Origin of the sequence: Sphingobacterium composti (assembly GCF_009829075.1) — a bacterium.
In the GTDB taxonomy this organism is placed as follows: Bacteria; Bacteroidota; Bacteroidia; order Sphingobacteriales; family Sphingobacteriaceae; genus Sphingobacterium; species Sphingobacterium composti.
Genome location: NZ_WUQZ01000015.1, coordinates 38270 through 53263 on the forward strand (window position 1 = coordinate 38270; position 14994 = coordinate 53263).

Annotated in this window: 11 protein-coding genes; 5 read left to right on the forward strand and 6 right to left on the reverse strand. The window is 34.3% G+C overall.

Annotated elements, in window-relative coordinates; all coding sequences use genetic code 11:
* Positions 1–3: 3 nt before the first annotated feature.
* Together GOQ17_RS10685 and GOQ17_RS10690 are read right to left on the reverse strand one after the other, a co-directional pair.
* Positions 4–837 (reverse strand): CheR family methyltransferase, encoded by an 834-nt coding sequence (locus GOQ17_RS10685; protein ID WP_201288607.1) that lies wholly within the window; start codon positions 835–837, stop codon positions 4–6.
* On the reverse strand, positions 825–4244 hold the full coding sequence (locus GOQ17_RS10690; protein ID WP_159637371.1) for a hybrid sensor histidine kinase/response regulator: 3420 nt from the start codon (positions 4242–4244) through the stop codon (positions 825–827). Before GOQ17_RS10690 ends, GOQ17_RS10685 begins: the two co-directional genes overlap by 13 nt.
* Before the next feature lie 232 nt (positions 4245–4476).
* Here GOQ17_RS10690 and floA point away from each other — a divergent pair, with 232 nt between their 5' ends.
* The 3 genes from floA to GOQ17_RS10705 all read left to right on the forward strand — a co-directional run bounded on the left by floA (position 4477) and on the right by GOQ17_RS10705 (position 6870).
* Complete coding sequence (gene floA, locus GOQ17_RS10695; RefSeq protein WP_159637373.1) at positions 4477–5454, forward strand: flotillin-like protein FloA; 978 nt, start codon at positions 4477–4479, stop codon at positions 5452–5454.
* A gap of 305 nt (positions 5455–5759) precedes the next feature.
* The gene (locus GOQ17_RS10700) at positions 5760–6278 is read left to right on the forward strand and encodes a KdsC family phosphatase (protein ID WP_159637374.1); all 519 of its coding nucleotides are present in this window, start codon (positions 5760–5762) and stop codon (positions 6276–6278) included.
* Position 6279: 1 nt separating this feature from the next.
* The gene (locus tag GOQ17_RS10705; RefSeq protein WP_159637375.1) at positions 6280–6870 is read left to right on the forward strand and encodes a Maf family nucleotide pyrophosphatase; all 591 of its coding nucleotides are present in this window, start codon (positions 6280–6282) and stop codon (positions 6868–6870) included.
* 25 nt (positions 6871–6895) lie between these two features.
* Here the strand turns inward: GOQ17_RS10705 and GOQ17_RS10710 are convergent, their stop codons facing one another.
* Together GOQ17_RS10710 and GOQ17_RS16675 are read right to left on the reverse strand one after the other, a co-directional pair.
* Entirely contained in the window at positions 6896–9514 is a 2619-nt protein-coding gene (locus GOQ17_RS10710) for a cation transporter (RefSeq protein ID WP_159637376.1), read from the reverse strand.
* Between the two features lie 81 nt (positions 9515–9595).
* Positions 9596–10009: an HYC_CC_PP family protein gene (locus GOQ17_RS16675; RefSeq protein WP_508619301.1), complete on the reverse strand. Its 414-nt coding sequence runs from the start codon at positions 10007–10009 to the stop codon at positions 9596–9598.
* Positions 10010–10330: 321 nt separating this feature from the next.
* Here GOQ17_RS16675 and GOQ17_RS10715 point away from each other — a divergent pair, with 321 nt between their 5' ends.
* Entirely contained in the window at positions 10331–11191 is an 861-nt protein-coding gene (locus GOQ17_RS10715) for an energy transducer TonB (RefSeq protein ID WP_508619302.1), read from the forward strand.
* Between the two features lie 26 nt (positions 11192–11217).
* On the opposite strand, the gene GOQ17_RS10720 is transcribed toward GOQ17_RS10715, so the two are convergent.
* Together GOQ17_RS10720 and GOQ17_RS10725 are read right to left on the reverse strand one after the other, a co-directional pair.
* Positions 11218–12408 carry a hypothetical protein gene (locus GOQ17_RS10720; protein WP_159637378.1) on the reverse strand — a complete coding sequence of 397 codons (1191 nt, stop codon included), beginning with the start codon at positions 12406–12408 and terminating at the stop codon, positions 11218–11220.
* Positions 12395–12979 (reverse strand): RNA polymerase sigma factor, encoded by a 585-nt coding sequence (locus tag GOQ17_RS10725; protein WP_236537126.1) that lies wholly within the window; start codon positions 12977–12979, stop codon positions 12395–12397. Before GOQ17_RS10725 ends, GOQ17_RS10720 begins: the two co-directional genes overlap by 14 nt.
* A 77-nt stretch (positions 12980–13056) precedes the next feature.
* Here GOQ17_RS10725 and GOQ17_RS10730 point away from each other — a divergent pair, with 77 nt between their 5' ends.
* Positions 13057–14973, forward strand: coding sequence for a YfbK domain-containing protein (locus tag GOQ17_RS10730; RefSeq protein ID WP_159637379.1), 1917 nt, complete (start codon positions 13057–13059; stop codon positions 14971–14973).
* Positions 14974–14994 lie beyond the last annotated feature (21 nt).

Genomic DNA, 14994 nt, shown 5'->3' on the forward strand with positions numbered 1-14994 from the left:
CTCTTATTTTATCTTTTGATATATGTTGTATTGTTTATCTATCACCTTAAAATTGTTTTTTATGTCATGTGCATACAGACTTTCTTTAGATCCAAGACACAAAAATCCAAAGAGACTTAAAGATTCATAAAATAGATTTAAAACACGTGATTGTAATTCTTTATCAAAATATATCATTACATTTCTACACATTATCAGTTGAAATTCATTAAAAGCTTGATCAGTAACTAAATTGTGTGTTGAGAACAAGACTTTGTTTCTGTATTCTTTGTTGATAATGGCAGCATCGTACATTGCCGTATAATGACTTGAAAAATCCAAAGAGGGTTTAGTATGCAAATAATTTTCTGTGTAAGATTTTATTTTATTCAAGCTATAAACACCTTTTCGAGCAATGTCAAGCGCTCTTTGACTAATATCAGTCCCGTAAATAAAACTTCTATCCAAGATATTGGATTCATTGAGTACAATAGCGGTAGAATAGGCTTCTTCTCCTGTAGAACAGCCTGCACTCCAGATTCGTATTTGTGGATATGTCTGTAGGTATGGTATTACGTTTTTTTTCAAAGAATTAAAGAATTGTGGGTCACGAAACATTTCTGTCACATTTACCACTAATTCCTGAATAAAATAGTTATGGAAATCTTTTACATTGACGATTGCATTTTTTAAATCTACAATATCCATTTTCTCTACTTGCAAGAAACGCTCAACTCTTCTCTTCAAAGAGGATTTGGAATAACCGGACAAATCTAATTCAGAGATGTTTTGTAGAAGATAAATGATGTCTTCTAAATCTTGAAATTCAATAATATTTACTGCTTTTAACCCAGCCATACCTGCATTAATGATGTCAACTTATCTATATCTATCGGCTTACTTACGTAGTCATTAGCTCCTATTTGTATTGATTTTTCTCGATCGCCTTTCATTGCTTTCGCGGTTACAGCAAGAATTGGAAGGTTTTTGTATTTTAATTCTTCACGGATTATTTGAATAGCTTCGTATCCATCCATTTCAGGCATCATGATATCCATTAATACAATATCTACTTTGTGATCTGGATTCTTAAGAATATCGATAGCCTCTTGACCATTGTTTGCGATTTCGATCTTCATATCATAACTCTGCAAACTCGTGGATAATGCAAACACATTTCGCATGTCATCATCTGCAATAAGAACTCGTTTACCATTCAAATTGTTAGTCTGCGTGATCGTAGGTATTGATTTAGCAGGTTGAGCAGCATTACTATTTAGTTTGTTCAAAAATAGATTTACCTCATCTATTAATCTGTCACTTGACTTATCTGATTTCAAAATTGTCGCTCTAGCATCAGAAATAATTTTATCATACTGCTGTTTTGGTAATTCATAAGCTGTATTGATAATTATAGGTATTTGAGAAAGCGATTCGCGTTCTTTGATTTTTTCTATCAAATCCAAACCATTACCATCTGGAAGGCTTAAATCCAAAATTATACAATCAATGTTTTCTTCTTCAGTTAGTTTAGACCAAGCTGAGCTAAGGGAGAAGGTTTGAATTACATTAATATTATGACCAGAGAATGAATTTTTAATATGATCACTTTGAAGTTCCTGGTCTTCTACTAATAATATTTTCTTAACGGATTTATTAAGATTTATGTTGATGTTTTCAAACGTCTTTTGAATAGTGTCTTCTGTGACAGGTTTGTGCATGAAACCAATTGCGCCATTCTCAATAAAATCTTTTTTAGAGAATGTAGCGGCAGACATCATATGAATTGGAATATGTTTGGTGCTCTCGTCATCTTTGAGCGTACGCAAAACTTCCCAGCCATCCGCAATTGGAAGCATAACATCTAGGATAATAGCACTAGGTAATTGCGATTTTGCTAATTCTATTCCCTTCGCACCGTCATGTGCCAAGATGACATTGAAGCCATAATCTTCAGCAAAACCTTTCAGAATATCTGCAAAATTAATGTCATCTTCAATGATTAAGATGGTTTTATCTTCTCCAGCTAAGTGAGGAACGGTTTTTGGAGTTTCTACGACCTGAACAGCTTCAAAAGTGTCTTTTTTAGGAGTGATAGGCGTTTTTGAAATAATATTATCCTTTACTACGATCTCTTTCTCATCAGCACTCTGTACGGGAATGATAAGGCTGAATTTACTTCCTTTCCCAATTTCACTTTCTAGCGCTATGCGTCCACCCAGCAAACTCGCTATTTCCTTGCTAATTGACAGTCCTAGGCCTGTTCCACCATATTTTCTACTCGTAGAACCATCTTCCTGACGGAATGCTTCAAATATTAAGTCTTGCTTTTCTTGTGAAATTCCTTTTCCTGAATCCACCACATCAAAATATAGATTGTTTGAATGCATGGAGACATTCAATTCCACTTTACCTTCAGATTCCGTGAATTTGAACGCATTTGAAAGGAAGTTTTTGATTACTTGTTGAAGTCTATATTCGTCCGTTAGGAATTCTATTGGAACTTCATTCGCAATAGAAGTGGTGAATGTAATGTTTTTATCTTTAGCTATAGCTTTGAATAAATCCTCCGCATCGTGTACGAAATCTTTAGTTTTTATTTTAGCCATGTTTAAATCTACATGACCAGCTTCAATTTTAGCCAAATCCAGTAATTCATTTATTAATTGTAATAAATCTGCTCCTGCATCATGGATAACTTTCGCATATTTTACTTGTTCCTTATTCAGGTTTTGATGTTTGTTATCCTGAAGAAGTTTGGCTAAGATCAATATACTATTAAGTGGAGTGCGCAACTCATGGCTCATATTGGCCATGAATTCTGATTTATATTTACTTGCTAATTCTACTTCTTGAATTTTTTGTTCTACCAATTTTTGTGTTTGGTTGAGATCTTGGTTTCTCGTTTCTAATTCTTCCGCTTTCTTGTTTAATTCTATGTTCGTTTGAGTCAACTCTTCTTGTTGCACACGAAGTTCTTCTTCTGAAGACTCTAGCAAATTAGTTTTATGCACTAACTCTTCATTAGTGATACGTAATTCTTCTTGTTGCGCTTCAAGTTCTTCTGTTTGTCGTTGTGTCTCGTCCAATAATTCTTGAACCAAGAGATGACTTTGTCCAAACTTAATGCGAGTAGCAATATTTCTACTTATTCGAGTAAAATAATCCTTGTAAAGAGTGCAATTGTCTTCATTGTAGTCGGAAATAGCAATTTCGATTACACCCAACGTAGTATCGTCGTGGATTAATGGGCAATAGATGATTGTATAATTATTATCCCGGACTACAGCACTTTGAATATTTAGATGCTCTTTAGGTTGGTTCTCCAAAATGACAATTTCTTTATCCTCCGTGATTTTTCCTAAATATCCGTCTCCAGATATAAACTCATTGACAGCAGCATCTTTATTAACACCATGCGCAGCACATAGCCTAAAGATGAAAGAATCTGGTTTACGAACATATAATGCAATGGCTGGTGTTTTAATATTTTTGTTCAAAATATCAATTACAACCTCGCAAATCTCTCGCTCATCATCCAATCCACTGATACCATCAGATATCAATGAGCTTTTTTCAAGTATCCAATTAGAGTTTTCGATTTTATACTTTGCAGTAACATATTCGTTATTTATTTTAGTGAGATCATCAGTGGTCTCTTTTAGTTGTTGTAACGTCTGAATAACTCTATAAAAAGTAAATGATATGAAAATAATGACTAATGAAATTAATACAATGATTATGATTTTGTCTGTATCAAAGTCGGATTCATTATCTTTTATCTGCACAACTCTATTATCGACTACACTTTTGATAAAATCATTTACAACAGTCAAAGTATTCTGATCTTGAGCAGTCCAATAATTAATCAGATCATCAACATTAGAATACAATGGATTTTCAGAAGCATGGATTAATTCATTTATATGATTTTTTAAAACAAGTACATGGTTCGCGATTTTTTCAATGGATTCTAATCGCTCAATATCTTTTGATAGACTTTTATTTAGATTTTTAATTATTTGAGTGTTTTTATTAGTGGCATTTTGTGCACTTTCAATATTTGCATGTATTAACTCTTTTAGTTGGGTGTTAATTGATGTAGATATATATAACTTTTCCTGCGAACTATTGAGTATTTCTTCGTTCTTTGAGGTAAATACATTTATGCTGTAAAATAGGTAGGTAGCCCCAAAAATCATTATGACTAATGAAATAATACTACTTGTAATAAGCTGACTTTTCAAATGTTGATTTTTAATCATGCCGGTTATATTCAGTTTGATTGTTGTTTTAGTTAAATAGATGTGAATATTGAAATCAATTTCACTTTAATTCATAAATTCTAGTAAATGTGTACAAATATAAGTAGAATGCAATATTATACAGCTTTTATAAAAATAAAAGATTTAATGTATTTTTTCTGCAAAAAATACATTAAATAAAATTAATATAATATCTTTAGAAAAGTGATTATTAAATTAAAATACAACATTTATGAATCCTGAAATCAGTGTTATCCTAACTATAATTGGAGCTGTCGTAGCTCTTTCTATCCTTCTTTATTTATTACCTGTGAACCTATGGTTTACAGCTCAGTTGTCTAACGTACGTATTAGTCTTTTGAATTTGGTCTTAATGCGCCTACGTAAAGTTCCGCCTTCATTAGTGACCAATGCAATGATTACGTCAACTAAGGCAGGTTTGCGCATTACTACGAATGATATTGAGACACACTTTTTGGCAGGAGGTAATGTTAATAAGGTTATAAAAGCACTTATATCCGCTGATAAGGCTAATATTCCTTTGGATTTCAAATTGGCTACTGCAATTGACCTTGCAGGACGTGATGTGTTCGATGCAGTACAATTATCTGTTAACCCACAAGTAATCAATACACCTCCAGTAGCGGCAGTTGCTAAGGATGGTATACAACTAATCGCAAAGGCGCGTGTCACAGTTCGTGCCAATATTAATCAGTTAGTAGGTGGAGCAGGTGAAGACACAATATTAGCCCGTGTAGGAGAAGGTATCGTAACAACGATTGGATCTTCAAGAGACCACAAAGAAGTTTTAGAGAATCCAGATCGTATTTCCAAAACAGTTTTGTCCAAAGGATTAGATTCTGGAACAGCTTTTGAGATTTTATCGATTGATATTGCAGATATCGATATAGGTGAAAACGTAGGGGCGAAATTACAAACCGATCAAGCGGAAGCAGATTTAAAAGTGGCTAATGCTCGTGCCGAGGAAAGACGTGCTATGGCTGTTGCGACAGAGCAAGAAATGCGTGCCAAAGCGCAAGATGCTAAAGCCAAAGTAATCGAAGCAGAAGCACAAGTACCTTTAGCATTGGCTGAAGCATTTAGAAGTGGTAATTTGGGAATTATGGATTATTATAAAATGCAAAATATTCAAGCGGATACGGATATGAGAGCATCTATATCAAATCCAAAAGGTAATGATAAAAAATAATTGGAAAAAACAAAACCTTGACGATGGGCGCCAAGGTTTGCTACTAACCAATTATAAACCTAAATTATGAAAAGACTTTTTTATGAACAAATCAGAACATTTATTTCTGATTTGTTGATACAAAGTTACAACAAGAAGTAACATCTGTCAATACTTTTAAGTGTAAAAGTTGTTAAAGCAACTAGTTTGTGACAGTTTTATGATGATACCCAATGTATTTTGTTTTTATAAAATAATAAATGTCATTTTTGAATAAATAATTTATTTTGCTTTGCTAAATTTTAAATTGTTATTTTGGCTCAACTATGGTTTATACAGAACTTAAAAAAGTCAAATGCGTGGTGTTGGACGTAGATGGCGTATTGACAAATGGAAATATTTTGGTGACTGAAGAAGGTCATCAACTTCGGACTTTTAATGTAAAGGATGGTTATGCTATACAGTATGCGATCAAACAAGGTTTAGATATTTTTGTAATTACTGGTGCTAGATCAAAAGGAGTTAAGGTGAGATTTGATGGTTTAGGTGTTAAGGAAACATTTCTTGGAATAAGTGACAAATGGACATTATTGCAGGATCTGCTGAGCAAATATAACTACTCCTTAAGTGAAGTTTTGTTCATTGGAGATGACATGCCGGATTATAAATGTATGCAGAAAGTCGGTGTGGCTGTAGCTCCTGCTGATGCAGTAGAAGATATAAAAAGTGTTAGCCAATATGTTTCTAAATATAAAGGCGGAGAAGGAATCGTAAGAGAGATTTTAGAGAAAATCCTTCGACTTCAAGGGAAATGGCACAATGATGTACTAACAACAAGTATTTAAAATGTTAGCAGAGCGCTTGAAAGACATTAAAGTGATTTTAGGTTCACAATCACCTCGTCGTAAGGAACTTTTGGCTTCATTGGATATAGATTTTGAAGTTATTATCAAAAGTGTGGATGAATCTATTCCCCCTAACATTACTTCTCCAGATGCGGCAGAGTATGTTGCATTGAGGAAGTTGAATGCTTTTGATCCAATGGACTATACAAATACACTAATTATTACAGCTGATACAGTGGTCGTTAATCAAGGTAATGTTGTGTTGGGAAAGCCACAGACCAATGAAGAGGCAATTCAAGTTATAAAATCACTTTCGGGTACATCACATCAAGTGTATACTGGGCTAGCTTTACGTTACAAAGATCTAGAAGTAAGTTTTACAGAAGAAACAACAGTTTATTTTGAAACCCTAGAAGAAAATGAAATTCAATATTATGTAGAAAAATATAAACCTTATGACAAAGCTGGGGCTTACGGCATCCAAGAGTGGATTGGTCGAATAGCAGTCTCCAGAATCGAAGGTTCATATGAAAATGTAATGGGCTTGCCAACTGTCAAGCTGTATCAAGAAATAAAGAATATTATAAAGTAAAAAAAGGAGGCAGCGCCTCCTTTTTTTACTTTATATGGTAACGAATGCCAGAATAGAACATTCTGCCCGTTAATGGACCCCATAACAAATTGGTGTCAAAATATTGCCCAAATGGTTGATCGAAAGCCAAGATTGGTTCTTTTTGATACATATTTGAAAGATTCTCTCCACCTACATAAATTGTAAAGTTTTTGTCTTTACCGAATGATTTGCTAATCTGTGCATTCATCGTGATATAGGTGTCTGAAGATGAGGTTAGTTGGTATTCAGCAGGATTAGCAGTGGTTGATGGTAATCGTTTAGAACCAACAGTATTAAATGTATAGTCAAAACTCCATCCACTATGCATATTGTAAGCTAAATTAACAAAACCTCTGTGCTTAGCTGTTAATGGCTTTTGTAATCTTCCCTCTTTGTAATCTGTTTGAACATCTAGCATTCTATAGGCCATACGAGCCTCAAAGTGAGGTGCTGGCATAAAACGGAACTCTGCTTGTACACTGTTTGAGAAAGATTTACCATCTAAATTATAGATAGAAATTGAACGGGGATTTTCCCAATCTATTACAACTTGATTTTGGAAGTTGTTGTGAAACAATTCAAGGGAAACTCCGGACTCACGGCCGAATAATTGAAAATTTTGGTCAATGGTAATGCCTGTGTTCCAAGATACTTCGGGCCTTAAACCATAAGCATCTTCTTTGTTTTTTAATCCAGAATAATCTATAGTTCGTGAGGATGCTAGCATACTCATGTTTTCTGCAAAAATATTTGCTGTACGCTGTCCTCTACCTGTACTGAAGCGAATTGTATTACCCATAAATGGATTATATCTTGCCACAAAGCGTGGTGTAGTAAACCATCCATATAGTGAATTGTAATCTTGTCTTAAGCCTATGACCATATCAAATTTTTCGATAGGGCTATAGGTGTATTCTGCAAATACACCGGAAACAGTTTCACGTCGATCAAAATTGTTTGATTCAACGGTTTCTTTATAATTATCATAAGTCATAGAAGCCCCTACTTTGTATTTATGGGCAACTGTGCCTAATACATCTTGGAAGATTAGATTTGCATATCCGTTTGTTTGTTTACTATCATAGTTACGTAACCCAAAATAACTATCTTGTGTATAATTAGAAGCGGACAATTGTAATCCAATACTTCTTAACCTATTTTCAGGAAAAACGTAACCAATCTTAGCAAAACCTTCAATTCTTTCGTTATCAAATCCTAATCCATATACATCCGTTTTCCCCCTGTCCGTATTTTTATCAAAGTTTATCTGACCACCTGTACGATTGTCTTTAAGGTATTTAACACCAAACTGTGCAATTGTACCCCTGCCATTTTCATAATGCCATCTGTTTATACCCGAGAATAAGTTACCAACAGGAATATCTCTAAATCCATTATTACTAAAATTCATGTTTTTATTGTACATGAAGTTGTCATGTAATAGGAAGCCCACAGACCATTTTTCATTTATTTTCTGTGCTAGATTAAGGTTAAGATCTGTTCGCCCCATATTATTAGCATAAGCATTAAAAAATAATTTTTCAGAGTTGTGCGGCTTTTTCAATTCCACATTGATCTGTCCAGCCATGTTTTCATATCCATTCACCACAGAGCCGATTCCTTTACTTATATTAATAGATTCAATCCAAGTCCCAGCAATACTATTTAATCCCAATGGTGTAGCAAATCCTCTTGGTCCAGGTAGATTTTCAACGGTCAATTGCGTGTAGATTCCACTTAGGCCTAGTAATTGAATTTGCTTGCTTCCTGTAACAGCATCATTGCTTACTACGTCTACGGAGACCGTAGTTTCGAAGCTTTCACTAAGGTCACAGCAAGCAGCCTTGAATAATTCCTGGGCTGTTAATATTTCAACTCTATTTGCGGATAAAGCATTTATATAACTAGATTTTTTGCGACGTGATACAACAACTTCAGATAACACATTATTTTGTGCATGCACAACTAATACCTCGTGTAAATTTTTTACTTCAATGGTGTCAGATTGCATACCAGCGTAGGAAAAAATAAGGTTTTTATTCCCTTTTTCGTGCTTGATTTTGAAGACTCCATTTTCATTTGAAGTGGTTTGCAATGCAGGTCCTTCAAGCCATTTTACATTTACATTGGAAATCGGAGTTAATTCAGCTTTGTTGTCTTCATTTACAACTACGCCCGTTATAATATGTTCATGATCGTGATCATCATCATGGGAGTCGGTACCGGTATGTTTTGCATGCGCATCATGATCATTCTTGTCTTTATCATCATGTTTATGATCGTCATCACCTAGTCTTTCATAAACACAGCATTCATGTAGATTTTTGTATACATCATCCGGAGCCCTGAAATTCGGCGTGTCGTGCCCTGCTTTTGCTATAGCTTCTTGGATTTGCGCTAATTTGATTTTTGTAGAATTGTATTTTACATTGATTTTATGGGTTTTCACATCCCATACAGCGGTTTCAACACCCGGCAGTTTTGCTGCTTTTTCAATTCTTTGTTTACACATGCCACAATTTCCAGCGACTTCAAAAGTCGACGTAGTATCTATTTGTGCATATATTGAAGTGGAGAGCACTGTAAAAAGTGCTAGTATTAATATCTTTATATATACTTTCATATTTATTTTCTATTATATATTTTCAATAACATTTTATTATAGCCAGAGCTAAATAATTCCTATTCGTAATAATAGAAGATCCTAAATTCTAAATATGCAGTTTTGGAGATAAATGGGGGGGGAAGAATCAGTATAGGAATAAAGTAATTCTGTTGAATACTTTTTATTAATTTCTTGTATAGGGGTAATAAAATCCACAATCCACAGTAACTGTAATACAGCTGGAGACAGTTGAGGAAAAAGGACTTGATTGGTGTTGATTTTTTTATCGGTAAGTTGATTGATTTCTAGAATCGAATCTTTACAATCCCCCTTACAGTTTTCATTTTGCTTATCCTCAGATTGGTGATGTTTTTTACAAAAGGGACAATTTTTCGTGTCTATTTGATTATAGAGACTAAGTAATGTCGCTTCTTTACATTGGTGCACATAGATATTTCCGCCTAAGGAAACAAAGGTGAAGACAATGCACACAAAATAAATAAGTAGTCTCATTTCGACAAACTTAAGCAAAATAATATTTATTTTTTTAAGTAAGTGTAATTTTTTTCTATATTAGAATTATTGAAACCGATGAATTATGATGCACTTATTTAATGATCCAACTGTGGCTGTAATGGGCATGCTAGGACTGGGAGTCGCTGGTATAGCACTGATCAAAGTCTATTCTAAAATTATTTCAAAATTACATTAGAATCCAAAAACAGAATAAGGAAACTCTAACCTATGTGTTAGAGTTTTTTTATGGAAATACTTGCAGTTAGACATCATATTGATATATAACAAATTTTATAAACCTTAATTGTTACTATCATGATGTTTTTCAAATCGTCGATTTATTCAAAAGATTGGATGGATATAGTATTTGCCAATCGCAATAGAGAGTATGGAGCTTATCAATTGAGACAAATGTCTGGTAAGGCTACTAATATAGCTTTAATTATTGTTTTTACAGTTGTAGGAGGTTTGTGTGGCATATCATTAATTGAAAAAGCGGAAGATGCACCTACACTTCTCACTGATAAATTTTCACACACAATTACTATCGAGCATGAAGTCAATTTGCAAGAAGAAATTATTGAGATTAAGCCAGAAGAAGCGAAAGTCCAACAAATAGCGAAGGACGTTTCAGCAAAAGATCTAATAAAATATACTGAAATCAACCCTACAGATAAGATAAATGTAACGGAGGATATTGCAGCAGAGAGCGAAGTGTTGGATAAACAAAAATTACTTTCATCGTTTACTGCCAAAGGTCAGAAAGGGGGAGAGCTCATAGCTCGAGGTACTTTTGGGGTTCGTAAACAAGATGGAGGTTCAATTGGACGATCAATTGCTGATGAGGAAGGTACGGCTAAGGGAGACACATTTACGGCAGTGGAAATTATGCCTGCACCCACAGAAGGAATGCCTGCTTTTATACAATGGATAGCGACTAATTATACTTTTCCTCAAGCTGCATTGGACAACAATGTGAAAGGTGTGATACAAGTGAAGTTCATTGTAGAGAAGGATGGTAGCTTGAGTTCCTTTGAAGTGCTACGGGATATGGGGTTGGGTACAGGAAAAGAAGCCGTAAGGCTATTACAAAAGGCTAAGAAGTGGAATCCAGGTGTCCAAAATGGAAGGCCTGTTCGAGTGACATTCTCTCTTCCTATTCGATTAAGTATAAATTAGGTTAGATTTTTGATTCTGAAGAAGCATTATTTTTGCGCTTCTTCAGAATTTATTCGTATAAAAGTTGGGTGGTTAGGATCTTTATTTTCCCAAGTTGGTCCATTTTTAAGAATATCGATAATTACGGCATTCAGTTTAGGATTTGATGAGGTTTTTATTTCAATGTTAGTAGGCTTCATTTGAGCGTCTAAATCGAAGGAAATATTTACATTATATGTTGTAAATCCTTTTTTATTGAGTTGAACTTTCATGTATACATTAAATGTTGCCCATCCACATGAAGGACTACCATTTTGGATAGGTTTTGCTACTAATGCATCAATTCCATCAGATGAGGATACAATTCTTGCGTTTCCATGTTTTTTACTTGCAAGAGAATTACCCGTAATTAACACTTCACTTAATGTATTTTCAGATTGCTTTTCTTTCAAATCAACTTTATTTTCTATAGTCTGGCGTGAAAGGACGGCCGAAAGATTGGCTTTGGTCTGTGGATCAAGATCCAAGCGTTGCAAATCAGCTTGAGTTTTCGCAATATTCGTATTTGGAGTCGGAGTTCCTGTTCCTACTTTTGCCGTCAAGAGTTCAGTTTGGGGACTTTTTGTTTCACTTCGTGGAGTTAGCTCGATTACCTCGGCTTCGTCTTTATTTAAATATTTAGGGCCTTCAATGACCACTTGCATTTTGGGTTTAGCTTGATATACCAATAGTTTCTTTTTAGCAATCGGCTCCGTAGAAACGACTTTTGAAGACTTGTCTTGATTTTGTACCAGTGTATTTTCTTTGGTGATACTATCCTTGCCAGAGAATACTACTAAACTTGAGTCCGCAATTTCTGGGATAACACTATTATTTTCTGAATCGTGTGGTTCAAAAGTTATTGATTCATCCCCAACTCGAGTAGCGGGTGAGTCATTATAAATAAAATATATTCCACCTATTGTAAATAATGCGATTATTGATGCAGCGACAAAATATTTTTTGAGATTAAATACTTTAGCTTTACTATGTTTTGTAACGATTATCTCTATTTGGTCATGTAATGCAGCTGTCGGAGGAGAGCTTTTTAAAAATTTCTCTGTATCTAAACCTTCGATAATATCCATTAGCATTTCATCATCATGCATAGCACGCTCAATCTCATACATTTCTGTAGGAGAAAGTTCGCCATTTACATATTGACGTAGGTAATTGATATCAGAACTAAATTTGCTCATCCGCTTTTTCCATGCAATTTTTTAAATTCCTTTTCCCATTTTGGATATAACTTTTCACATCATTCATCGAGAAACCAGTTATTTCAACGACTTCTTTATAGCATTTTTCATTGATAAAAAACAAATCAATGCTTATTCGCTGTTTCTCAGGAAGCTTTTCTATACAGTTTTCTAGCTGCGATAATCGTTCCTCTTTTTCAGCATAACTTTCATGTGGATGCAAATTATTCGGAAAATCCACAAATTCACTTGTAGAAACTTCAAAATTATTTTTCCCTGCACGCAATTCCATTAGGCAAAAATTTTTTGCGACTACATAAAGCCATTTTGGAAAGTCTTGTATAGTTTGTTTTTTTACTTTGACTATGAGTTGCTCAAATAGTTGTATCACAGCATCCTTACTCTTCTCTTCATCTTTGAAATAGCGTAGGCATACATAATATACCATCTCGCTATGTCGCGCGTACAACTCCCCCAAAAGTGATAAATCATTATCGGAAATATATTTTTCCAACAAAGATTCGTCTGTTTCTTTGCTATGAGATGAGCCATTTAGTTTCATAATCGGCATGAAAATAATTTTTTTTTCTTGATTATGGAAATTTCATTTTTTCTGCATCCATTAGGAAAATTAAATAAGAATTTAATATGAAAAGACTAATAATATTATTTATGGTTTGTTTTGCTATAGTAGCGAAAGGACAAAATTTGATTACGATCAAAGGAAAAGTTTCTGATAAGGATACAAAATCAGCAATCGTTGGAGTATCGGTGGTATCAAATAATAAGAAAAATGTACTGACTAATGAAAACGGAGAATTTGACATACCTTCTTTCAAAGGAGATACTCTAGAATTTCAGTATTTAGGATATGTAAGCGTTAAATATTTAGTTAATGATGCTAAGTCAATTAATATATTTTTGGAGAAAGATAATTCTCAATTGTTAGAAGAGGTGGCTGTCACCGGTTATGCTAAACTAAACAAGGAATCGGTAGTAGGTTCTGCTCCTCCATCTCAATTTACAGATTTACTGCAAGGTCGAGTAGCTAGAATGAATGTACAAACTAATTACGGTACACCTGGAATCAGAGGAAGTTTAACAATAAGGGGAGTGGGAAGAGTAGAACAAAATACAGAATCTTATAAAGGCTTTGAGGAAAACAATTTTGTCAGTCCAATAAAAGAAGCTCTGTCTACTTTTGCGGCCGATGTAGATGTGGCATCTTATAATAATGTGAAGAGATTTTTAAACTCAGGAGCTTTGCCTCCTGCAGATGCTGTTCGTATCGAAGAAATGATTAATTATTTTCAATACGAAATGCCGACGCCAGAAGGAAATAATCCAGTCGCTATAAAAACTGAATTATCACCTTCCCCTTGGAATGATAAACATCAACTTCTGCGTATTTCCTTAAAGGCTAAAGATATTCCAAAAGATAATTTACCTGCTTCTAATTTTGTGTTCTTGATTGATGTTTCTGGTTCGATGTATGACACAAACAAATTGCCATTGGTGAAATCATCATTAAAGTTGTTAGTAGATCAGCTACGTGATAAGGATAAAGTGGCAATTGTAACCTATGCCGGCAATGCACAGATAAAATTAGAAAGTACAACCGGTGATCAGAAAATGAAAATTAAAGAAATTATCGATGGTCTTGAAGCTGGAGGATCAACAGCAGGTGGCGACGGCTTGAAAATGGCATATAATTTGGCTCGTCAAAATTTCTTTAAAAATGGGAATAATAGAATTGTGATGGCTACAGATGGCGATTTCAATGTAGGTGCTTCAAGTGACGCTGATATGGAGAAGTTAATCGAGAGAGAGCGTGAGTCTGGAGTAAATATTTCTATTTTGGGCTATGGCATGGGCAATTATAAAGATAGCAAATTGGAATTGTTGGCAAATAAGGGTCGTGGCAATTATGCTTATATCAATGATATTTCAGAAGCACGAAAAGCCATGATTTCTGAATTTGGAGGTACAATGTTTACTGTGGCTAAAGACGTTAAGATTCAAGTGGAGTTTAATCCAAAATACGTGCAGTATTATCGTTTGGTAGGATATGAAAATAGATTGATGGCTGCTGAGGATTTCAATAATGACAAAAAGATTGGTGGCGATATGGGTGTCGGGCATGTAGTTACAGCGATTTATGATATTATTCCTGTCGGTGTGAAAAGTGAGGAAGTAGGTTCTGTCGACCCATTGAAATATCAAGAAGCAAAACCGAAAAATATCTCAAATTCTTCATTAGAATTAGCAACAGTCAAATTCAGATACAAAGATCCAAATGGAGATAAGTCAAAATTGCAAGAGCAAATTGTGTTACACAATGATTTGAAAACTATGAGTGAGGACTTTAATTTTGCAACAGCGGTAGCTGAATTGGGAATGTTATTACGAAATTCAGCATATAAACAACAAGCTAATTTTGATTCTCTTATTAAGCGCGCAAAACAAAGCAAGGGTACAGATGACGAAGGCTATCGTGCTGAATTTATCAAAATAGCAGAAAACGCTAAAGCTTTAATGAAGAGCAATGATTTAGTTAAAAATTAGAAAAAGTTTTAGAAAGTATCA